Origin of the sequence: Paraburkholderia sp. A3BS-1L (assembly GCF_051125215.1) — a bacterium.
GTDB lineage: Bacteria > Pseudomonadota > Gammaproteobacteria > Burkholderiales > Burkholderiaceae > Paraburkholderia.
The window spans coordinates 257242-278399 of sequence record NZ_CP120444.1 but is presented as its reverse complement, the minus strand read 5'-3'; the positions used below and the strand labels follow the sequence as shown (position 1 = coordinate 278399).

Below are 21158 nucleotides of genomic sequence, written 5' to 3'. Positions count from 1 at the left end.
CCGGTGATCTCGGCGATCGGTTCTGGGCGAGATGATCTATGCCGCGCGAACCGATCACGTCGCGCCCTGAAGCACACTTGACTATCTTTGACTCTCTTCCGGAACCGTCCTTGATACGATCTCGAATTGACGAGACTCGTGAGCCACGAGTTCGATTCGAAGGGGATGGAACGATGAAGCGGTTCGCGATGACAATCCTGCTGACCATTGCGGTCATACTACTCGTGACGCTCATGGTCGTGCTCAAGACCGCGCCACCTCATGACATTCCGACTGTCGGCAGCACGTCGGTGCCAAGTGATTTGATATGCTAATCATCTGCGCCGCTCAATTGAGCTGATACGAGAACGTCGCATTCACGCGCGGGCTGCGCGACGCGCTTTCTACGGGCGCATCGGCCAGCGCCTTCGCCACCGAGAGATCGAGGCTGTAGTACTTGCCGTCCGTGATCCGGAACCCCGCCGAAGCCGATGAAAGCCGCGAAGGCGAGGGCGTGCCCGCATGCAGGTACACGCGCGCCATGTCGAACGAAACATACGGCGTGATCGACTGCAGCCATACCTTGCCCAGCCTGAATGGATGATTGAGCTCGAGCACGAAGGCCCAGCCCGAATCACCCGATGCCTCGCCGGGCTGATAGCCCGCCGCGAAGCGCTGCGCGCCGAACGAGATCTGCTCGGAAGTCGGCAGCGTGTTCGGGCTGTATTGCCCGGTTGCGGCGACGGACGTGCCAAAGCCCATCGGCCAGTCGTTGCTCTGCGAATACGAGGCATCGGTGCGCACGAAATTCAGCGACACCGGATTTTGCAGCGAGAGACCGGGAATATTCGTTTGGGCCGACTTCGACGCGCCGAGAATGTCGAAGGCCTTCGCCACCACGAGGCTCGCCTTGCGCACCTGGCCCGGCTTCACCTCGGTGTAATCGGCTTGCAGCTGCAGCACGCGCACCTGTGAACTCAGGTCGTATTGCAGTCCGTTGAGGGTGTTGCGGTAGCGGTCCTCGTCGTGTGCTGCGTAGGCGCTCGCGGTGCCGATGAGGCTGCGTGTATTGCCCAGCAGCAGCGGATACGAGAGCGAGCCCGTGAGCTTGTCGCTGATGACGGTGCGCTCCACGTAAGCCGGCAGGCCCGGGTTGTCGACCGGGTTGCCGCGATAGTGCGAGGCGTCGAGCTTCGCGGCGAGGCCATCGCTCGCGATCGGCACGGCCGCGTGTGCGGCGAGGTACGTGACGTTGTCGCGTCCTTTGGGCAACAGTGCGGAGAAGCTCAACTGCTCGCCAAACGGCGTGAGGCCGTTTTCGGTGAGCGTGAGGAGGCCCTGCACGCCGGGGTGATTGAAGTCGATGCCGGTGCTCACGTCCCAGGGCTTTTGCGTGGCGTCGAGTTCGAGCGTGGTGGCGCCGTCGGTGGTCGTGGGCGGTGGCACGTTCGCCTTCACCTTGAGGCCCGGCAGCATGCCGAGCACGTTGATGTGGCGCTGGAACGTGGCGGTGCGCAGCGGCCGGTCTTCGGCGATGTGCGCAGCGATCGCGCGCATCCTGCCCTCGAGCGCGCCGGGCTTGCCTGTGATCTTCACGTCTTTCACGTAGCCTTCCACGACCGTGATGCGCACCACGCCGCCCGCGAAGTCCTGCGCGGGCACGAATGCGAACGAGAGCGCATAGCCCCGGTCCTGATAGAGCTTCGTCACGCCATTGGCGGTTTCGATGAGCTGGCCGATCGTGATGTCGTGATTCGCGAGCGGCGCGAAGCGGCGGGCGACCTCGTCGAACGGAATCGATTTCACGCCCTCGACCTTGGCGCGTTGATTTGGGGCAGGGCATCCAGGGGATTGCCGCCCTGCAAACCACCCGCCGATACCGGCCGGTTCTGCTGTGCGAGCGCGACTCTCGTCAAGCCCGCGCTCGCGATGATCCCCGCCGTGGCGAGCACGGCCCATGGTGCGCCTTTCATTGAACTACCCTCGACTTGTCGGGCGGCGCACGCCGGTTGCCTCGGTCCTCCGGCGTGTCCGTCTCTTTATGCCGCCTTTGTGGCGGTCTTTATGCGGCTCCTGATTGCCTGTATTTTTTATTACGGCATGCAAACGACAATATGAAGCCGGCGGGGAAGATTATTTTTTCGCGCCGAGCAGGCTGCCAGTAAGTGACGTGAGGCTATTGAGCGGGGCGGCCGTATTGCTGCCGGAGCTGTCGTCCGTCAACGAAATGAGTGAAAGGCCCGGCGCGGCGCCACCTGTGCTCGATGTGCCGGAAGTGCTCGCGGTCCTGACGCCGGCGCCGACACCCACGCCTGCTCCAACGCCGACGGCCGCGCTGCCGCCATTGGTTCCGCCCGTTCCACCTGTCGCGCCGCTCAGGATGCCCGTGACCGCTGCGAGCGGTGAACCTGCGCCGTTCGTGCTGCCGCCGGACAGCAGATTCCCGGCGCTGGCGACGGTCTTGCCCGTGTCGGCGACGAGGTTGCCTGCGCCCGCCGTGACCGGATTCGCGCCGCCGGTTTGCGCCACCAGTGCGCCACTTTTCTGTAGCTCACCGCCGAGTGTTTGCAGCAGACCCGAAGTTGGTGCACCAACGCCTGTTGTATTCCCTACCGTTTGCGTGGTGGCAGCAAGTGTCGAGGTGATGGGCGTGATGGTCGCGCTCATTTGTGCCGTGGATTGCTGCACCGGGCCCTGCGTGAATGTGTTCGTGAGCGAGTTGCCCGTGCCGGTGACGGTGGTGCCAACCGTACCGACCGTGCCGCCGACGGGCGTGGTAACGGCGGCGAGGGGCGCAAGCGGGCCGCTGCCGACGCTCGTAACGAGCTGGCCTGTGCTGGTGACGGCCTTGCCTGCATCGCTCACGACACCGCCGGTGCTAGCGAGCGTGGTGCCTGCCGGGTTGCTGCTCGCACCGATCTGGCCAAGCCCCTGGGATATGCCGTCGCCGAGTGTGGAGATCGCGCCGCCCACATTCTGAACGACACCGCCTGCGGCCTGAGTGGTTTGCGGGTTCGTGCCGGGCAGCGTTTGCGCAGCGATGGTGCTGCCGACGCCCGAGACAGTCGAGCCGGCGTCGCTAACGACGTTGCCCACTGGCTGCACGAGCTGGCCCACGGCATTGGCAGCGACGGCCTGGCCGCCGTTGTTTCCACCATTGTTGCTGGCGCTATTGCCGTTGCCGCCCACGCCGCCATTGTCCCCGGTGGTCGTGCCACCGCTGCCTGACGAGGTGCCCGCTGAAGTGCCTCCATCCGACCCGCCGCCGTTGGTGCCTCCGCCCGCGCCACCCGTCGTCTGCAAGGCGCCGCCGCTGCCGGTTCCGCTGCTGAGCGAGCCCGAGCCGCCGCATGCGCTCAGCGACAGCAGAGCGGCGGTGGTCGCGGCTATGGCCGTCAAGCGGGCGGCTTGTGCAATGCGCTTTTGGTCCATGGTGTGTCCTCCTCTCCGATAGGTATGGCCCCGATCTGTGCGCTGTTGTTTAGCGCGGCACGCATGGCAATTGCCGCGATTCAATTAACGTATTTTTATCGAGCGCTCATGTTGCGTTTTTATAGTTCACCGAAGCACAACTCTCAATAAATAATCGGCGATTTGACAATATTTAAAAATAACCGCTATCGAGTGCCAAATTAGAAAGGATCTGGAAAGAAGTCCGGCCATTAAAAAGCTGGAGGGGAATTGATTGAACGATATTTTTCAGCCGTTCCAATAGCGGCTGGAATCGCATTCCGGAATTAAACGGCCTTTTACGACTGAACAGTCAAAAGCTCATAGCGCCGGCTATTGCGCCGTTCTCACTTCTTGTCACGCTCGTTCCAGTTCATCCGATGTCGCTCCACAGTCTCGCGATGGCGTTCATCGTCTTCGGCATGCAGATAAAGGCTGGTGGTGTTGAGCGATACATGGCCGAGATTGTCGCGGATCGTGCGCAGGTCCACGCCGCCGTCCGCCTGGTGCGAACCGGCGGTGTGCCTGAGCCAGTGCGCCGAGGCGCGGTCGAGTTCGTCGGCGCGATCGGAGAATTCCGGGCCCTTGTCGCGCAGCCACCCGGCAGCGCCCCCGAAAATGCCCTTGATGGCGTCGTGAACCGCCGAGCGCGACAGGCAGCGAGCCGTGCCCTTGAACGGAAGAATGAGCGGCAGTTCCTCGGCGCGCGTGGGCAGCGCAGACAGCCCATTCGCGACCCGGTACCTACGCAGCTCGGCAATCAATTCGGGCGAAGCGGGGACGATGCGCGCCTTGTCGCCTTTGCCCACGGTTTCCAGCCACCACTGCTCCTGGCCGTCGGCGCCGAGGCGCCGGAAGAAGTCGCCCATCCGCCCACCCGCGACTTCCGAAATGCGCATGCCCTGGAGATAGAACAGCGTAGTGAGCCAGCGGCAGCGCGCGTGATATTTGCGTTCGGCTTCGGACTCCAGCGGCAGTTGCTCGACCCACACCTTGACTTCGTCCCACAGCGATGTGGACAGATAGCGCGTCACACGTGGCGCCGAACGCTTCGCGCGCTGCCGCAGCAGCGCCATGGGATTGCCGCGCAGGTAGCCCGCGTTGACGAGCCAGGTGAACATCGCGTTGAGGATGATGAGCGCCTGACGCTGGCTGGCCGGCGAAAGCGGGCCGTTGAACGGACGCCAGCGTTCGTCGCTGCGCGCATATTTGCCGCCGTTCGCAGAAACCCAGCGGCTGGCCGGCTGCGGGTCGGCGAGGAACGTCTTGTATAGCAGCAGATCCTCGTGCGTGAGCGAGGAAAACGGCTTGCCCAGCTGCACGACGGCCCAAAGCAGCAAACGCTCGGCTTCCTTGCGATAGTTGTCGAACGTGGTTTTGGTATCCGCATAGTTCGAGAGCCACGCGCGCAAGGCATCCAGATCGTTGTCCGCCGAAAGCTGGCTGTTTCCGGCAACGCCACGGTTGCTGCCGTCGCGGCCATCGAGCGCGGACGGCACAATGAGCGATTCGACAGGCTGAATGGTGGCGAGATCGGTGTTTTTCACGGCTGGAAGGCTCCGGCTGGGTATGCGCAGGCTGCTAATTTGGCTGATACTACTATACACGACATTATAGTACTAATGTCGTGTATAGTGCTAAAGTAGCAAAATATATAGCGTATTACGTTGTAAATTTAACGACCCTGGCCAAACTGAGCCTTTCTGCCATTCCGGAACGCGTTCTCGCGCGATCTGATGCGGCGGCTCCGGGCGGTCCCGTCAGACCGGCTGGCGATGCCGCGATCGTGGTATCGCCAGCGCCACCAGTGTGGCACCCCCTGCGGTCTGGGGCGGCCCCGAACAGGTGGGCATACGCCCGCGCCGCACCCCAGGCCACGCCAAGCTCCCAGAGGGTCGCGCCACCGGGAACGACGAACCGTCGCCCCGTATGTGCTATCATTTTTTGATAGCACATGGATATCACTTTTTGCTATCATTGGGCATGAAGACGAAACACGCCCGCACCCTCGCCGCGATCTATACAAAACCGACCCCGGGTGGCATCGTGTTTTCGGACATTGAAGCGCTCGTCGTCGCCCTGGGCGGCGAAATCCACGAAGGCGCGGGGTCGCGCGTCGCCTTCGCGCTGAACGGCCAGCGCCGCTACCATCACCGCCCGCACCCGGGCAAAGAGGCGAAGCGGTATCAGGTGGAAGACTTGCGCGACTGGTTCAGCGAAATGGGGATCAAGCCATGAGCAATGCAATGACCTACAAGGGCTATTTCGCCCGCATCGACTTCGACGGGCGCGACAACATTTTCGTCGGACATGTCCTCGGCGTGGACGACCGGATCAGCTTTCACGGCTCGACCGTTGACGAGCTCACCGTCGATTTTCATGCGGCGGTCGATCATTACCTGACGGACTGCGAGCAGGCCGGCCGCAAGCCGCAAAAACCCGCGTCGGGCAAACTCATGCTCCGCATTGATCCTGACGTGCATGCCCGCGTGGGCATTGCGGCGGCTGTCTCCGGCGAGAGCGTCAACCAGTGGTCAGAGGAAGTGCTGGGCCGCGCCGCGCGCGAAGTGCTGGAGCGCGCCGCGCACGCCTGAAATCCGGTTCGCCCTGACGAAACGGCTGGCGCCGTGCGCGCCCAGGCAGTTGGGCGCGGCCCCTGCGGAGGTCGGCGTACGCCGGACACTCACCGGGCGCGCGTGGCTGATCTGGCCCGCGGGCGCGCCTTGGGCTGGGGCGCCACCGTGGCCGCAGTCGGGAGCGGCTCAAAGAGCGCCTCCAGATCGTCTTCCGAGAACTTGACGGCCCCCGCGGCATCCTCGGACAGGATCGCGTCGGCGAGCGCGGCCTTCCGTTCCTGCATGGCGACGATTTTTTCTTCCACGCTGCCGGCCGTGATCAGCTTGCAGACGAACACGGGCTTGTCCTGTCCGAGACGGTGTGCGCGGTCGGTGGCCTGGTTCTCGACGGCGGGATTCCACCACGGATCGTAGTGAATCACGGTGTCGGCCGCAGTCAGGTTCAGGCCAACGCCTCCAGCCTTGAGGCTGATCAGGAAGAGCGGGACTTCGCCCCGCTGGAAGCGCGTGACCGGGGTGACGCGATCGGTGGTGTCACCCGTCAGCATCACATAGGGAATGCCGGCCTCGTTGAGCGTGGCGGTGATCAGATCCAGCATGCCGGTGAACTGCGAAAACAGCAGGATGCGCCGCCCTTCCTCGATCAGTTCGGGCAACATCCCGAGCAGCAGTTCCAGTTTGGCCGATTCGCGGATCTGGCCTGCCTGGCCGAGCTTGACGAGCCGCGGGTCGCAGCAGACCTGGCGCAGCTTCAGGAGTGCCTCCAGCACGATGATGTGGCTACGGGCGAGGCCCTTTGCGGTGACGGCCGCGCGGACCTTTTCCTGCATCGCGGCGCGCACGGTTTCATAGAGGTCGCGCTGCGCGCCGTCGAGTTCGACGGTGCGCACGATCGTGGTTTTGGGCGGCAGTTCGGTGGCCACCTCGTCCTTGCGACGGCGCAGCATGAACGGGCGAATACGCCGCGCAAGCAGGTCGCGGCGCACGTGGTCACCGCTTTTCTCGATCGGAGTACGCCAGCGGCGCGTAAAGTCCTGGCGGGTGCCCAGGAAACCGGGCAGCAGGAAATCGAACTGGGCCCATAGCTCGCCAAGGTGATTTTCAAGCGGCGTGCCGGTGAGGCACAGCCGGTGCCGGGCCTGCAGCGCGCGGATCGTGGTGGCGGCTCTCGTCGCAGCGTTCTTCACGTACTGCGCTTCGTCGAGAATCAGCAGGTGCCAGGCGTGCTGCACGAGCATCGCCTGGTCGCGCCACAGCAGCGCATAGGTGGTAAGAATCAGGTCGTGCTGGCCAATTTCATCGAAGCGCTCATGGCGCTGGGGACCGTGGAGGTCGAGCACGCGCAGGTCCGGCGTGAAACGCCGCGCTTCCTCGCACCAGTTGTGCCTGAGCGTGGTGGGCACGACGATCAATGCGGGCCGGTCAAGCCGGCCGGCTTCCTTTTCGGCGAGGATGTGTGCGAGTGTCTGGATCGTCTTGCCAAGGCCCATGTCGTCGGCAAGGACACCCGACAGGTTGTGTTCGCGCAGAAACTGCATCCAGCTGAGCCCCTGGCGCTGGTAGGTGCGCAGTTCGGCCTGCAGCCCGCGCGGCACGCGTGCATCACCCACACCGGGCCCCGCCATCAGGCGCCGGGCAAGTTGCCGGACCGACGCGTCGCCATGGAATTGCCATCGCCCGGTCTGCTCCAGTGCGTCGAGCCTGGCCGCGTCCCATTCCGACAGGCGCAGGCCGCCCTCGCCGACGTGATCGAACAGATCGATCAGCACGCGCACGACAGGCTTCAGGCGCTCTGCGCGCAGGCGCAAGCGCTCGTTCCGTTCGGTCTTCAGCTCGACCGCTTCATCGTCGGCGATGGCATCGAGCCCGCCAGAAAGCCACCGCGGATCGCGCCGGAACAGGTCAGCCAGCAGCGGTTCAAGGCGCACCGTCCGGTCGTTGACAGTGATCCCCATCTCGACATCGAACCAGCCGTCGCCCGCCTGCCGCAGGCTGCCGTCGATGGTCTCGATCTCGATGACATTGAACCGGAACGCCTCGGTCATCGTCACCTGCCAGCCGTTCCTGCGTAGCGCGGGGACGATGAGCCGGGTGAAGGCGGACCAGTCATCGGCATCCTGCAGTCCCAGCACGCCGTCCGGAAACGGCCGCGGACCGTGGGCGCGGGTGGCCGGAATCTTTCTAAGCCCAGCCCTGTGCAGTTCCTTCAGGCGCTGCTGCTCGATCTCGAGCTGACGTTTGAGCTGGAGCACTTCGCCATCCGCGGTGCGTACGAGCGTGGTGTTGCTCTGGGCGTCAATGCGCTCACCTGCGTAAGCAAACCTGACGGTCGCAAAATCCAGTGCGTTCTGCGCACCCGGCGATGACCAGCCCGAACTCCAGGTCGAGAGCGTATCAAGCGACAGCATGGGGACCGGCACGGTGTCGATCACGCGCAAGGTTGACGCGCCCTGTCCGGGCGGCAGCGGCAGATCCGGCGACACCTCGCGCAGCACCTCGCTGACGACGGCGGCCTCATCGAGCGTGATGGAGGGCATCGAGAGGTACTCGTTGAGCTGCCCGGCCGGCCAGGGCACGTCAACGGGGCCGGCTTCCCCCGAATGCGCGTCCAGATACCAGCACGGCTGGGTTGCGCTCAGGAGCACGGTCGCGGACGGCTCGGTCTGCAGTACCGGCCGCACACGCATATCCGGCTGGGTGCGCCACGCAATGTCTCCGGTACGCGACGGGCCAGGGCGCAAGGCACACGGTTCGCCGGAATGCATGGCATTCGCCGCCGGCGAGACGAATGCGCGGCCCGTCGCGACGAGCTTTTCCATGACCGCGGCGCCGGTGGTGCCCTCCAGCCCGAAGCTGCCCGTGTAGTTGCGCGAGCGGCCCAGCCACAACCCGCGCAGGATCGGCAGATCCTCCTCGCTCACAAACTTCGGTGGCTGGACCAGCGCTTTTTCTACGTTCTGCCATGCGTCGTCGAGCGCACGGATCGAGCCATCGGTGCTGACGCGGGCCTTGTAGAGAAAAATCTCCGGGCTTCCGCGATACGATCCGGCAATCACATAGGCCAGCGCATGCGTGGATCGGGTGGCCGCGGGCTTTTTGCCACTGGCGGGCGTCGCGGAGTGTCTGGTTCGAAAGCCTTCGAGCCAGCGCAGCAGCTCGGGGCGCACGCCGGTGGCGGCCTGCTTCGGCAGATGCGCAAGACCGGCGATCAGGAGCGCTGCCACATGCTTGCAGCCGACTTCGACCGGACAGGTACATTCCCCTTCAACCCACATGTCTTCGCCGACATCGTGGAAATAGACGCGCACGTCATACGGCCGGCTGCGTGTGCCCTGCACCAGACCACCCAGGGTATCGTCGGCAATCCAGCGCAGTTCCGAGATGGCATTCGCGTAGTCCCGCGCCTTGGACACGGTGTAGGGATCCAGCCATGCCGTGATTTGCTTGCGATCGTAGAAGACAGACATCGGCCGTAGGTGTCAGGTTAACAACGCAGGCCGCATTTTACGCGGAGCGCTCGCCGCACGGCGCTGCCCGGCGCCCGCAGCGTCGAGAATCCGGATCAGGACTGCCCCTGCTGCCGCACATCGCGGAGCGGCGTCTTGGGCCCTTCACGCGCGGGGTCCCGCGGCGCCGGACGAGACGCCTCCATGAGCAACGCGCGCAGCGTGCGCGCCGGTGGCTGCCGCATGGCGCACGGGCATTCTGGAGAGCGACCTGGGGCATTCGATGGCTCGAATCCCGGGATACGTTCTCAACGCACCGCGGCCGGGGCATTTCATATTTTCGTTACCGCCCGGCGCTAAGCTCAGCCTGCGCAAGTGAGACACATTCTTCGTCCGTCATCACGTGAATCCGTGGCGGTTGCAATCAGCTCAAAAGCTGTATAAATTTACAGTGTATTTTTATACAGTATGATCGGGAGGCGACAATGGAGCATCTGGTCAGGGTCTACAACGAAAAGGACCGGCAAACGCTCGAATGGCTGCGCCGGCACGTCGGAGACGCAGCGCTTGCTGCCGCCGTCGAACGATGTGCGGGGTCGGGCAAACCGTACCTGTCCGCTGTCTGCAGACAACTGGGCGTCAAGACGCCCGAATTTCATTTGGCGCGGCGGGAGAGCACGAGTCCGGTGGCAGAGCAATGCCTGGCGACCATCCGGAGCATTCTCGCCGCGCGCATGGCTTTGACGGTCGCACGCCCGGTCGTTTCAGGCTAGCGACAACTCCGCTTCGACTGGCGGGATCGGAGTCTCCATCTGTCGGAAGCGCCGTCGTTCTGTCGACGGCTCAATCAACGGCGAAAAAGGTGATCGCTGGCGTTCGGGCGGCCGCCATTTCATCGAATTGCCTGTTGCCGGTTATGCCGGCTTCGTATCGATTTCGTATGCCGTGCCGGACGAAAACGCCCACTCCTGCAGAAGCGACGCGCTTGAATCGCTTGAACGCCCTGCTGGGATGGAGCGCGGGCTCGGGCAGGCACGCGCATCGCGCGACAATGCTATTGAACCTACTGATGTCGGCATTGCTTCGATGGATGAATAGCACTCCTACACAAAATTGATCAATAGAATTATATAAAATTTAGGTTTCCAGCGCAGACAGCGACTAGGCCGTCTCACATGTCAATTCCGAGCAACTCAGCCGGACGGATGCATGGATGGATCGTTCGCAATCGCAAGGAAGTTTGCGACTTTTGCGGTCGTTGCGTCCTTGCGCGAAGCGAGTGCGAGGCGGATCGAAATGTTTCCACCGAGAACGTCAGCATAGACAACACCCTCAACGCGAATCTGACATACCGATGCTGGTACCAGTGATACACCGAATTCAGCCGCGACCAGATTGACGACAGACGAGAGTTGCGGGGCTTGTTGACCCATTAGTGGAGTGAAGCCAGCGTCCCCGCACGCTCCAACGATCACGTCATGCAAAGTTGGACTTGCTTCGCGAGGAAGTAGAACAAAAGAGTCCTGAGCAAGTGCAATAAGCGGAATTTTTCGTTTCTTCGCCAGGGGATGAGTAGTTGGCAAGACGAGCTTCATGGGCTCAACCGCAATGTGATGGAACGCAACTCCAGCTGGCGATTGATTTCCAAGGCGCACGAAGGTGACATCGAGCCGGCCATCGTCCAGATATGAAAGTAGCTGTGCCGTATTCCCTTCTACCAGTGTCAGTGAAACAGCAGGATAGGTCTGGCGGAACTTACGGATCAGCATCGCCACGACCGGATTGAACGCCGCAGATCCAGTAAAGCCGATGTTCAGTTGTCCCACCTCGCCGCGTCCTGCGCTCTGTGCGTTCTTGATCGCTTGCTGTGCGTTATCTAGCAAACGCTTCGCGTCGGTTGCGAACGCTTCGCCGGCTTCCGTAAGAACTACTCCATGACCGGTACGACGAAACAGCCGGACGCCCAGTTCGTCCTCCAGCGCATGAATCTGCTGACTTAAAGGTGGCTGGCCAATGCCCAGCTTCTCGGCGGCGCGCGTGACGTTGCGCTCGTCTGCTACTGCCATGAAATAACGGATGTGCCGGAGTTCCATTGTGATATCTGTAAAACGTATTTCAGAAAGACGAGATAGATATTGGACAGAATATCATCATTGGATGAAGATGATGTAAAACCGCCGGCGCATCGAGCGCCGGCAGTCATCTGCGCTGTGCCGTGCTCCTTTCCCCAGTGGCTCGCAACAATGCGGGCGGCCCATTCACCTTGGCGCCAGATCACGGCAGTGGATGTGTTCTGTTGTCTAATCAGTGAAGGGGTCTAGCATGGCTGAAGCCACAAAAAAACCGAGGCCGGAATACCGGAACATCGGGCTTGGGCAAATATTGTTCGCATACCGCCTGCCACTCGCGGGGCGCGTGTCGATCGGCCACCGCGTGAGCGGTGCGCTGCTGTTCCTGTTCTTGCCTTTCCTGCTGTTCCTGTTTGACCAGAGCCTCACTTCGGAGCTCAGCTTCGAGGTCTTCAAGGGCTTCCTCTCCAACATCGTCGTCAAGCTCATCGTGCTGGTCCTCGGATGGGCGTTCCTGTTTCACTTCTGCGCCGGCGTACGCCATCTGTTCATGGACTTCAGCCATGACCTCGTGAGCAAGGAAAAGGGCAAGTCGACCTCGCTCGTGGTCGTTGTCATCTCCACGGTTCTCACGATCGCCTTCGCGGCCAAACTCTTCGGAGCGTTCTAATAATGTCGGCTAAAAACGGTATCGGTCCGAAGCGTCTCGTCGTGGGCGCTCACTACGGCCTGCGCGACTGGATTGCCCAGCGCGCCACCGCCGTGATCATGGCGATCTACACGGTCGTGCTGCTCGCGCTGTTCTTCGGCGCACACGATTTTTCGTACGACGGCTGGGCCTCGATCTTCTCCGCGCAGTGGATGAAGCTCGCCACGTTCGTCACGCTGCTCGCGCTGTTCTATCACGCCTGGGTTGGCGTGCGCGACATCTGGATGGACTACATCAAGCCGGTCGGCCTGCGCATCACGCTGAACGTCCTCACGATCGCATGGCTGCTGGGCAGCCTCGGCTACGCCGCTCAGATTCTCTGGAGAGTGTAAAAGAATGGCTGCAATCAAGAATTCTCTGCCGCGTCGCAAATTCGACGTGGTCATCGTCGGCGCGGGCGGTTCGGGGATGCGCGCTTCGCTGCAACTGGCGCGTGCTGGCCTCTCGGTCTGCGTGCTCTCGAAGGTGTTCCCGACGCGTTCGCACACGGTTGCGGCGCAAGGCGGCATCGGCGCTTCGCTCGGCAACATGAGCGAAGACAACTGGCACTATCACTTCTACGACACGATCAAGGGTTCCGACTGGCTCGGCGACCAGGACGCGATCGAGTTCATGTGCCGTGAAGCACCGAACGCCGTCTACGAACTCGAACATATGGGCATGCCGTTCGACCGCAATGCGGACGGCACGATCTACCAGCGTCCGTTCGGCGGCCACACGGCCAACTACGGCGAAAAGCCGGTGCAACGCGCTTGCGCGGCCGCTGACCGTACCGGTCATGCGCTGCTGCACACGCTGTACCAGCAGAACGTTGCAGCGAAGACCACGTTCTTCGTCGAATGGATGGCGCTGGATCTGATCCGCGACGCCGAAGGCGACGTGCTCGGCGTGACCGCGCTCGAAATGGAAACGGGCGACGTCTACATCCTCGAAGGCAAGACCACGCTGTTCGCCACGGGCGGCGCGGGCCGTATCTTCGCAGCTTCCACGAACGCGTTCATCAATACCGGTGACGGCCTCGGCATGGCGGCCCGCTCGGGCATCGCGCTGCAGGACATGGAGTTCTGGCAGTTCCACCCGACCGGCGTGGCCGGCGCGGGCGTGCTGATCACCGAGGGCGTGCGCGGCGAAGGCGGCATTCTGCGCAACTCGAACGGCGAGCGCTTCATGGAGCGCTATGCGCCCACGCTCAAGGACCTCGCGCCGCGTGACTTCGTCTCGCGCTCGATGGACCAGGAAATCAAGGAAGGCCGCGGTGTCGGCGCGCACAAGGACCACGTGCTGCTCGACCTCTCGCACATCGGCGCCGAGACGATCATGAAGCGTCTGCCGTCGATCCGCGAAATCGCGCTCAAGTTCGCGAACGTGGACTGCATCAAGGAACCGATCCCGGTCGTTCCGACGATTCACTACCAGATGGGCGGCATCCCGACCAACATCAATGGTCAGGTCGTCGGCACGCCGAAGGGCCACGAAGAAGTCGTCAACGGCTTCTACGCCGTGGGCGAATGCTCGTGCGTCTCGGTGCACGGTGCAAACCGTCTGGGCACGAACTCGCTGCTCGACCTCGTGGTGTTCGGCCGCGCTGCCGGCAACCACATCGTCAAGCACGTGAAGGAGCTCAAGGAGCACAAGCCGTTGCCGGCAGATGCCGCCGACTTCTCGCTCGCGCGCCTCGCGAAGCTCGACAACTCGACCTCGGGCGAGTACGCGCAGTCCGTCGCGAACCAGATCCGCGGCTCGATGCAGAAGCACGCTGGCGTGTTCCGTACCTCGGCGCTGCTTGCGGAAGGTGTCAAGGACATCGCGCAGGTTACCGAGCAGGCGAAGCATATCCACCTGAAGGACAAGTCGAAGGTGTTCAACACCGCGCGCGTCGAAGCGCTCGAAGTGGCGAACCTCGTAGAAGTTGCGCAAGCAACGATGGTGTCGGCGGAAGCCCGCAAGGAAAGCCGCGGCGCGCATGCACAAAGCGACTACGAACACCGCGACGACGAAAACTGGCTGCGCCATACGCTGTGGTTCAGCGAAGGCAACCGTCTTGAATACAAGCCGGTTCACATGAAGCCGCTGACCGTCGAGTCCGTGCCGCCGAAGGCGCGTACGTTCTAAGGCACACGCCAGTCAAAAGGAATTTGGAAATGGCCAAACGTATTTTTGAAGTCTACCGCTACGACCCGGACAAGGACGCGGCGCCGCGCATGCAGTCGTACGAGCTGGAAATCACGCACGAGCGCATGCTGCTCGACGCGCTGGTCAAGCTCAAGGAACTGGACGAGACGCTGTCGTTCCGCCGCTCGTGCCGCGAAGGCGTGTGTGGTTCGGACGCCATGAACATCAACGGCAAGAACGGACTGGCGTGCCTCACGAACCTGAACGAGCTGCCGCAGAAGATCGTGCTGCGTCCGCTGCCGGGCCTGCCCGTCGTGCGCGACCTGATCGTCGACATGACGCACTTCTTCAACCAGTACCACTCGATCAAGCCGTACCTGATCAACGACACGCCGCCGCCCGAGAAGGAGCGTCTGCAGTCGCCCGAACAGCGCGACGAGCTCGACGGCGTGTACGAGTGTATTCTGTGTGCGAGCTGCTCGACGTCGTGCCCGAGCTTCTGGTGGAATCCGGACAAGTTCGTCGGCCCGGCAGGTCTGCTGCAGGCTTACCGCTTCATCGCGGACAGCCGCGACGAAGCCACTGGCGAGCGTCTCGACAACCTCGAAGACCCGTACCGCCTGTTCCGTTGCCACACGATCATGAACTGCGTCGACGTTTGCCCGAAGGGGCTGAACCCGACGAAGGCGATCGGCAAGATCAAGGAACTGATGGTTCGCCGCGCGGTTTGACGCTGCGTACCTGAAATAAGCGAAATGGAATCGCATCAGTCTGACCCCCATCGCCGCGCGCGCCTTCGCTGGCGCGCACGGCGCGGTCTGCTCGAAAACGATCTGATTTTCGAGCGTTTTTTCGACCGCTACGAGCATGACCTCAGCGACGCCGACGTGGGTGCTCTCACACGCCTGCTCGAGCTGAGCGATAACGACCTGATGGACTTGCTGCTTGCGCGCAAGGAACCAGAAGGCGACCTTGCCGAGGTTTTGTCGCAATAAGGCGAGCTGCTCTGCTGGCAGCGTAAAGGCAAACGCTTTGCTCGATGAAACCGAACCTGAATCCGGCCGTTGCAAAGGTGCTCAAGCGCCTGCACTACCCGCTCGACGTCTACCTGCTGTGTGTGCGGTGGTACGTGGCGTATCCGTCGAGCCTGCGTCATCTTGAACAGATGATGTCCGAGCGGGGCATTGCGGTTGATCATTCGACCGTGCACCGCTGGGCCATGAAGCTGTTGGATCCCAACGGGTGCTCATGACTTTCGCCTCGCATACGCCCGGTTCTCGTGTCCGAAGACTGCCGTCAAGTGTAGTGGTGATTTTCTCGACACCCGTTCCGAATTGACCGACCGGCGCCACGACGATATCAGTGGATATCTCGAGCGAGCACCAACTCCGCGCGGTGATCGGCGAGGTCGAGGACTTTAATGCGTGGGCCGAGTCCAAGCTCTCTTCGCTCGATGACCTGCTGGCCAAAGCGTGAAATCAACGTTCAGAAACATCCATAAAATGTGATGAATTGGCCAAACTCCGACCGCGCGCTTGCTAACTGAGGAGTTTAGCGGCCGTCCGCACGATTTCCGCGACGAACACTTTGACCATTGGATGGTTTCGTTCGCCGCGGCGATAAGCGACGTAGATTTTTCGGCGAAGCTCCGGCCTCAGCTTTACCCAAGCGACGCCGGGAGGTGAGCGTAGCTTCCTGAGTCCGGGGACGATTGACACGGAGCAGCCGGAGGCCACCATCGCTTCGATCATCTCCGATCCACGGCATGTGGCGTTGGTCCGAGGCTGGTACCCGGCGCGGCGGCACAAATCGGCGACGAAGCTGCCAAAGGGTCCACCGCTTGATTCGATCGCCCACGTTTCGTCCCTGAGATCGGCCAGGCTGAGCGACGGCTTTTTGCCCAGCGGATGGTCAGTCGACAGTGTCACGTACCAGACATCCTCGGCCAGCGGCACAATCGCAATGTTTTCCCGATTCTCGCCCGCCACGATTGAGAGATCGTCGATCAAGGCGATGTCTGTCCTCCAGGACCGCAGTGCCGCGACCCCATCAATTGCCTCCAATTCTTCGATTGCGATCGCCAGACGCGGATACGCGTGCTGCAGCGTCTTGACCGTGTCAGGGAGGACAACCGAGGCGATCGACTGAAACGCGGCGACGCGCAGCTCGCCGGCGATCTCACGCCGAAGCTCTGCCATCTCCGAGCGAGCTTCGTCCAGCACAACCATCAGCCGCTCGGCGTAGCCCACCAGTGCGTGGCCCGCGGGCGTAAGCCTGACCCTGCGGCCGATGCGCTCCGTGAGCGTGACGCCCGCCTCATCTTCAAGTTGTGCGATCTGCTGTGAAACCGCTGAGGGCGTCAGGAACAGAGCCTCAGCGGCGGCGGCAATCGTGCCACATCGCGCCAGTTCCAAGAGCGCCCGCATTCGACCGAGCTCCAAGGCAGGTACCTCCCGAACGAACAGACCGATTCAACAGAATGGTTAATGTATTACGTCAAAATCGATAAGTATACGTAAGCATACTAGCCGCCTAAGATTGAATCGTCGAGCGGCGCAAGAGAACGCGCCGCAAGGCACATGCGTAGTGTCGAGTCCGACCAGCGTCACTGGTGAACAACTTTCTGGAGATTATTATGTTTGCCTTCCTCCTTACACGGATTAGCCGCTGGTTCGAGCGCGCTGAACAAAGCCGCAATGACGAGTACCTTGCAGGTGCACGAGACATTGCCGAGCTCGAACACCGGATGCGCTCGCTGGAAAGCGGCCGCTAACTGATGTCAGGCTTGCGCTAAATCGTGTGGTTGGCTGGCGCGCTCACACGTCGATATTCGACTCGATGCTCCCACACGCGCCTTGAGAGCGGTCCTCGGACGCTGACTGCGAAGGTAGCGAAGCACGATTTCACTGGACTACGCTTGGCGATGGGCTGACGCACCGGTCCGCGGTCCGATGTCGGCCCGATCTCTGTCGGGATGCCCAGGATCAATCGTTACAATGCCTCGACGAGTTCCCTTCCACAGCATCAAATGCGAAATATCCTGACCTCCATTTTCTGGAGCGGCGACGCCATCCGCAGTCGACGCGTGAGTGACGTCGTTTTATCCGGAACGCTCGATCTGCCCGCGCCTTCTGCGGCCGTGCTTGCGGATTGGCAAATAGAGACGGCGGCGCGGCTCGCCCTTGAACCTGGGGATGTCGAGGCGATGCATCTGCCGCGCACGCAAATACGCTGGCCAGACTACAGGCGCTGCGTGCAGGCCATGTCCGACTGGACGGACGCCCTCGGACTGCCCGCGGTCCTTGCCGACAGCAACATGGCGCTGATGGCCTGTCGTGGCGCGAGGTATCACCACGATGGCGAACAATACGGCGGTATGGCTTTCTGCAATCTCTTCGTGAGTGAAGACAAGGGTCTGGACTTGCACTTTCCCTTTACAGGCCAACGCATTCCATTGAAGCGGGGAACTGCAGTGATTTTCGATCCGGTTCAGCCCCACGGCGTCATTCAGCGCGGCAGCGACAGTTTTTCTGCGACCGATTTCGCCCCGGACCGGGACTTCGACCAGATTTTCCTGACGTGGGAACTCCCCATCGAAGACGCCAATATTGGAAGCGCGCTAAAGGTCGTCTTCGATATCGCCCCCTCGACGTCTCAGCATCTCGAGAAAGAGCAAGTCTGGTTCAACGGTTCACCCGCCGCCGTGTGCCCGGAATCTGGTCGCTGGCTCCACGTTAGCTGATATCGACGTCACGGCCTGTGTTGACGGCGGCCTTCAGATCGTGCTTCTACCGGTTTCTCTCGAGCAAAGCCACACACGCTTTTCCACCGAGTCCCTGCTTCGGCTGGTAGTCAACCTGAAGGCGCCGCGCGAGCAGCGCCTCTCCTTCGCGGCGGATCAGAGACGTCTTGATGTGACGAAAATGTGCTCAGCATGGATGACATGTGCACTGTCACGGCTCAAGAAGCTAAACACGAAACACCTTCGCAATCCTTATTTAAAGTTCGACCATTAAATTTATGTGAAACTATTGGTTCACACAAGCAACCACCTCGGGACTGGAACCCGTTGTGGCTTGTCAGCGCGCGTCGCGCGTTTGATATTCGTGCCTTTGCTTTGGCCGAAAGCGCACTCAGTCACGTATCGAACATCCGACAAGGCCATCGATCCGGGGGTTCAAATTATCGCCTCCGTCATCAGTCGGCTACAAGCGATTCCCAGCAGGTCACCGGGAATCCCCAGAAAGGCGAGCAGACCTTGCAGCCGGAACCGCCGCAAGCGCAGTGGTTTCGCGCCAGTAAAACGTTATGGAGCAAAAATTCTGCTATTCGGCACCTCCGCAGGTTTCTGGCTTCAATCAGCATCGGTTGTGTGAGCATCGTCACGTACAAATGGATGCGTCGCGCTTTCGGCAAAAACACAGGATACGTACCTGCCCTTGAACTCGCGGGACCTATTCGCAACTACACCGGCAGCTAAAAATAAAAAGATGCCCCTCATGAAGTGCTAACCCTTGATGTCCTGTCCATGAGAGATGGTTTCAAAGGCACTCGCACACCTTCGATGTGCGGAATGCCGAAAGTCACGGAAAGATAGAAGAGTCAATCTTCACAACCCGACGTTTCGGCGGAGCTGTTAGCTAGATTCTGCATCTGCAACCTGACCGGCACCCTCGGCATGCCCTCGCGAGGATCCGCGTTTCACGACAAATGCCGATTCCAACAAAACCGAAGCCGTCAACGACGCTCGGTCTCGTCTTACTGTCTCCAGGATGAGGCGCGGATATACGCCGCAGAATATGTCTGCCGAATGCCATACCCTTGCGGTGATTTCATCAACGGGAATGTTCACCGACTCGCGCAATCAATATAACCAACAAAATTGAAATTTCAGAAGCGGGGACTGATGCGCCGGCACCGTATTACATAACAGCATGCTTCGCCACATTTTGGGCGATCTCTCGCGCGGCACGCTGAACCAGCGTCGGGGTAGCGGCGTTGTACAAGCGTCTGCTTGACACCGATGTCATTCATGCGTGCCTCTACTCACATTCCGACGCACTTGCCTCTTCCTTTCCCTCCCAGCGTTGCCAACAATCATTGCTGGTCCGGCTATCGTCCATGATTTATAACAATGATTGTTTGCGTATGAAAACAATCAATTAAGTCCAGGCATCTTTCCCGCAGGCAGGGGCCTCCGTACACTGAGTACCAGTTACCAGTGTTCAACCTATTGAGGAGATGAGATGCAGACCTACACTGATATTGCAGACGTGGTCCACTTCATTGGCGGCGAGACCGAGCGCGGCACGGGCGACCGTACCCAGCCGGTGTTCAATCCGGCCACGGGCGCCACCGCGCGCCGCCTGGTGCTGGGCGAAGCCGCCGACGTCGACGCCGCCGTGGCCAGCGCGAAAGCCGCGTTCCCGGCCTGGCGCGACACGCCGCCGATTCGCCGCGCGCGCGTCATGCTGCGCTTTCTCGAACTGATGAACCGTCACGCCGACGAACTCGCGGCGATCATTACGGCCGAGCACGGCAAGGTCTTTACCGATGCGCAGGGCGAAGTCGCTCGCGGTATCGACGTCATCGAATTCGCTTGTGGCATCCCGCAACTCCTCAAGGGCGATTACACGGAGCAGGTCTCCACCGGCATGGACAACTGGACCGTGCGCCAGCCGCTGGGCGTCGTGGCCGGGATCACGCCGTTCAACTTCCCGTGCATGGTGCCGTGCTGGATGTTCCCGGTCGCGCTGGCCGCGGGCTGCACGTTCGTGCTCAAGCCGAGCGAGCGCGACCCTTCGGCGTCGCTGTTCATGGCACGCCTGCTCAAGGAAGCCGGTCTGCCGGACGGCGTGTTCAACGTCGTGCAGGGAGACAAGGTCGTAGTTGACGCGCTGCTCGCGCATCGCGACGTGAAGGCCGTGAGCTTCGTGGGCTCCACGCCTATCGCGAACTATATCTACGAGACGGGGGCAAAACACGGCAAGCGCGTGCAGGCATTGGGCGGCGCGAAGAACCACATGGTCGTGATGCCCGATGCCGACATCGAGAAGACCGTAGACGCGCTGATCGGCGCCGGTTACGGCTCGGCGGGCGAACGCTGCATGGCAATCTCGGTCGCAGTGCTGGTGGGCGACGTGGCCGACAAGGTCGTGCCGTTGCTGGCCGAGCGCGCGAAGCGCCTCGTCATCAAGAACGGCATGGAAGCCGATGCCGAAATGGGCCCGATCGTCACGCGCCAGGCGCTGGAGCGCATCGAAGGCTATATCGCGAGCGGCGTCGAAGAAGGCGCGACGCTGGTGGTGGACGGCCGCGGCCACAAGGTGCCGGGTCACGAAAACGGCTTCTTCACCGGCGGCACACTGTTCGACCACGTCACGCCCGAGATGCGCATCTACAAGGAAGAAATCTTCGGTCCGGTGCTGGCCTGCGTGCGCGTGAAGGACTTCGCCGAAGCGGTGCAACTGATCAACGATCACGAATTCGGCAACGGCGTGGCCTGCTTCACGCGCGACGGCAACGTGGCACGCGAGTTCGGCCGCCAGATCGAAGTGGGCATGGTGGGCATCAACGTGCCGATTCCGGTGCCGATGGCATGGCACGGCTTCGGCGGCTGGAAGCGCAGCCTGTTCGGCGACATGCACGCGTACGGCGAAGAAGGCGTGCGCTTCTACACGAAGCAGAAGTCGATCATGCAGCGCTGGCCGGAAAGCACCGAAAAGGGTGCGAAATTCACGATGCCCGTGGCCAGGTAATTTGCATCAGGATATAAAAAGAGACTGCACCCCAGCTACGCTTTCACACCGGCAGGGGT

At 61.7% G+C, this 21158-nt stretch carries 17 protein-coding genes and 2 pseudogenes; 13 read left to right on the top strand and 6 right to left on the bottom strand.

Translation table 11 applies throughout. From position 1 onward, the window contains the following. Positions 1 to 327: 327 nt before the first annotated feature. The 3 genes and pseudogenes from P5W99_RS26390 to P5W99_RS26380 all read right to left on the bottom strand — a co-directional run bounded on the left by P5W99_RS26390 (position 328) and on the right by P5W99_RS26380 (position 4976). Positions 328 to 1952 (bottom strand): annotated as a pseudogene (locus P5W99_RS26390) (ShlB/FhaC/HecB family hemolysin secretion/activation protein). A 160-nt stretch (positions 1953 to 2112) separates the two neighbouring features. Next, positions 2113 to 3411 carry a collagen-like triple helix repeat-containing protein gene (locus P5W99_RS26385; RefSeq protein WP_421027742.1) on the bottom strand — a complete coding sequence of 433 codons (1299 nt, stop codon included), beginning with the start codon at positions 3409 to 3411 and terminating at the stop codon, positions 2113 to 2115. Positions 3412 to 3776: 365 nt separating this feature from the next. Continuing rightward, positions 3777 to 4976 carry a tyrosine-type recombinase/integrase gene (locus P5W99_RS26380; RefSeq protein ID WP_421027741.1) on the bottom strand — a complete coding sequence of 400 codons (1200 nt, stop codon included), beginning with the start codon at positions 4974 to 4976 and terminating at the stop codon, positions 3777 to 3779. Between the two features lie 436 nt (positions 4977 to 5412). Between P5W99_RS26380 and P5W99_RS26375 the strand changes: the two genes are divergently transcribed. Then, positions 5413 to 5667 (top strand): type II toxin-antitoxin system HicA family toxin, encoded by a 255-nt coding sequence (locus P5W99_RS26375; protein ID WP_434665100.1) that lies wholly within the window; start codon positions 5413 to 5415, stop codon positions 5665 to 5667. Continuing rightward, positions 5664 to 6023, top strand: coding sequence for a type II toxin-antitoxin system HicB family antitoxin (locus tag P5W99_RS26370; RefSeq protein ID WP_134759963.1), 360 nt, complete (start codon positions 5664 to 5666; stop codon positions 6021 to 6023). Before P5W99_RS26375 ends, P5W99_RS26370 begins: the two co-directional genes overlap by 4 nt. 89 nt (positions 6024 to 6112) lie before the next feature. Here P5W99_RS26370 and P5W99_RS26365 read toward each other — a convergent pair whose 3' ends face one another. Continuing rightward, a complete protein-coding gene (locus P5W99_RS26365; protein WP_421027739.1) occupies positions 6113 to 9472 on the bottom strand; it encodes an SNF2-related protein in 3360 nt (1119 codons plus the stop codon). Between the two features lie 464 nt (positions 9473 to 9936). On the opposite strand from P5W99_RS26365, the gene P5W99_RS26360 reads away from it, so the two are divergent. Further along, the gene (locus P5W99_RS26360) at positions 9937 to 10224 is read left to right on the top strand and encodes a hypothetical protein (protein WP_421027738.1); all 288 of its coding nucleotides are present in this window, start codon (positions 9937 to 9939) and stop codon (positions 10222 to 10224) included. 420 nt (positions 10225 to 10644) lie between these two features. On the opposite strand, the gene P5W99_RS26355 is transcribed toward P5W99_RS26360, so the two are convergent. Continuing rightward, positions 10645 to 11544: a LysR substrate-binding domain-containing protein gene (locus P5W99_RS26355; RefSeq protein WP_421027737.1), complete on the bottom strand. Its 900-nt coding sequence runs from the start codon at positions 11542 to 11544 to the stop codon at positions 10645 to 10647. Between the two features lie 229 nt (positions 11545 to 11773). Here P5W99_RS26355 and sdhC point away from each other — a divergent pair, with 229 nt between their 5' ends. From sdhC to P5W99_RS26325, 6 genes and pseudogenes are all read left to right on the top strand, one after another. Continuing rightward, positions 11774 to 12190 carry a succinate dehydrogenase, cytochrome b556 subunit gene (gene sdhC / locus P5W99_RS26350; RefSeq protein WP_421026021.1) on the top strand — a complete coding sequence of 139 codons (417 nt, stop codon included), beginning with the start codon at positions 11774 to 11776 and terminating at the stop codon, positions 12188 to 12190. 2 nt (positions 12191 to 12192) lie between these two features. After that, the gene (gene sdhD / locus P5W99_RS26345) at positions 12193 to 12561 is read left to right on the top strand and encodes a succinate dehydrogenase, hydrophobic membrane anchor protein (RefSeq protein ID WP_434665094.1); all 369 of its coding nucleotides are present in this window, start codon (positions 12193 to 12195) and stop codon (positions 12559 to 12561) included. 4 nt (positions 12562 to 12565) lie between these two features. After that, positions 12566 to 14341, top strand: a complete 1776-nt coding sequence (sdhA, locus tag P5W99_RS26340; RefSeq protein ID WP_035531261.1) for a succinate dehydrogenase flavoprotein subunit — start codon at positions 12566 to 12568, stop codon at positions 14339 to 14341. Between the two features lie 29 nt (positions 14342 to 14370). Next, a complete protein-coding gene (locus P5W99_RS26335) occupies positions 14371 to 15072 on the top strand; it encodes a succinate dehydrogenase iron-sulfur subunit (protein ID WP_035531265.1) in 702 nt (233 codons plus the stop codon). A 24-nt stretch (positions 15073 to 15096) separates the two neighbouring features. Further along, the gene (locus P5W99_RS26330) at positions 15097 to 15336 is read left to right on the top strand and encodes a succinate dehydrogenase assembly factor 2 (RefSeq protein ID WP_421027736.1); all 240 of its coding nucleotides are present in this window, start codon (positions 15097 to 15099) and stop codon (positions 15334 to 15336) included. 44 nt (positions 15337 to 15380) lie between these two features. Further along, positions 15381 to 15572 (top strand): annotated as a pseudogene (locus P5W99_RS26325) (IS6 family transposase); the annotation flags it as partial. A gap of 307 nt (positions 15573 to 15879) precedes the next feature. Here P5W99_RS26325 and P5W99_RS26320 read toward each other — a convergent pair. Continuing rightward, the gene (locus P5W99_RS26320) at positions 15880 to 16767 is read right to left on the bottom strand and encodes a LysR family transcriptional regulator (RefSeq protein WP_421027735.1); all 888 of its coding nucleotides are present in this window, start codon (positions 16765 to 16767) and stop codon (positions 15880 to 15882) included. 185 nt (positions 16768 to 16952) lie between these two features. Between P5W99_RS26320 and P5W99_RS26315 the strand changes: the two genes are divergently transcribed. The 4 genes from P5W99_RS26315 to P5W99_RS26300 all read left to right on the top strand — a co-directional run bounded on the left by P5W99_RS26315 (position 16953) and on the right by P5W99_RS26300 (position 21099). Continuing rightward, entirely contained in the window at positions 16953 to 17114 is a 162-nt protein-coding gene (locus P5W99_RS26315; RefSeq protein ID WP_421027734.1) for a DUF3563 family protein, read from the top strand. Positions 17115 to 17369: 255 nt separating this feature from the next. Continuing rightward, on the top strand, positions 17370 to 18083 hold the full coding sequence (locus tag P5W99_RS26310) for a hypothetical protein (protein WP_421027733.1): 714 nt from the start codon (positions 17370 to 17372) through the stop codon (positions 18081 to 18083). A 192-nt stretch (positions 18084 to 18275) separates the two neighbouring features. Further along, positions 18276 to 18821 (top strand): hypothetical protein, encoded by a 546-nt coding sequence (locus P5W99_RS26305; protein ID WP_421027732.1) that lies wholly within the window; start codon positions 18276 to 18278, stop codon positions 18819 to 18821. Positions 18822 to 19587: 766 nt separating this feature from the next. Continuing rightward, entirely contained in the window at positions 19588 to 21099 is a 1512-nt protein-coding gene (locus P5W99_RS26300) for a CoA-acylating methylmalonate-semialdehyde dehydrogenase (RefSeq protein WP_421027731.1), read from the top strand. Positions 21100 to 21158 lie beyond the last annotated feature (59 nt).

Bases quoted from the DNA above. Each gene is read 5' to 3' on its own strand.
- P5W99_RS26385 (WP_421027742.1), bottom strand. From the start codon at position 3,411: ATGGACCAAAAGCGCATTGCACAAGCCGCCCGCTTGACGGCCATAGCC.
- P5W99_RS26375 (WP_434665100.1), top strand. From the start codon at position 5,413: ATGAAGACGAAACACGCCCGCACCCTCGCCGCGATCTATACAAAACCG.
- P5W99_RS26370 (WP_134759963.1), top strand. From the start codon at position 5,664: ATGAGCAATGCAATGACCTACAAGGGCTATTTCGCCCGCATCGACTTC.
- P5W99_RS26365 (WP_421027739.1), bottom strand. From the start codon at position 9,472: ATGTCTGTCTTCTACGATCGCAAGCAAATCACGGCATGGCTGGATCCC.
- P5W99_RS26360 (WP_421027738.1), top strand. From the start codon at position 9,937: ATGGAGCATCTGGTCAGGGTCTACAACGAAAAGGACCGGCAAACGCTC.
- P5W99_RS26355 (WP_421027737.1), bottom strand. From the start codon at position 11,544: ATGGAACTCCGGCACATCCGTTATTTCATGGCAGTAGCAGACGAGCGC.
- sdhC (WP_421026021.1), top strand. From the start codon at position 11,774: ATGGCTGAAGCCACAAAAAAACCGAGGCCGGAATACCGGAACATCGGG.
- sdhD (WP_434665094.1), top strand. From the start codon at position 12,193: ATGTCGGCTAAAAACGGTATCGGTCCGAAGCGTCTCGTCGTGGGCGCT.
- sdhA (WP_035531261.1), top strand. From the start codon at position 12,566: ATGGCTGCAATCAAGAATTCTCTGCCGCGTCGCAAATTCGACGTGGTC.
- P5W99_RS26335 (WP_035531265.1), top strand. From the start codon at position 14,371: ATGGCCAAACGTATTTTTGAAGTCTACCGCTACGACCCGGACAAGGAC.
- P5W99_RS26330 (WP_421027736.1), top strand. From the start codon at position 15,097: ATGGAATCGCATCAGTCTGACCCCCATCGCCGCGCGCGCCTTCGCTGG.
- P5W99_RS26320 (WP_421027735.1), bottom strand. From the start codon at position 16,767: ATGCGGGCGCTCTTGGAACTGGCGCGATGTGGCACGATTGCCGCCGCC.
- P5W99_RS26310 (WP_421027733.1), top strand. From the start codon at position 17,370: ATGCGAAATATCCTGACCTCCATTTTCTGGAGCGGCGACGCCATCCGC.
- P5W99_RS26305 (WP_421027732.1), top strand. From the start codon at position 18,276: ATGGATGACATGTGCACTGTCACGGCTCAAGAAGCTAAACACGAAACA.
- P5W99_RS26300 (WP_421027731.1), top strand. From the start codon at position 19,588: ATGCAGACCTACACTGATATTGCAGACGTGGTCCACTTCATTGGCGGC.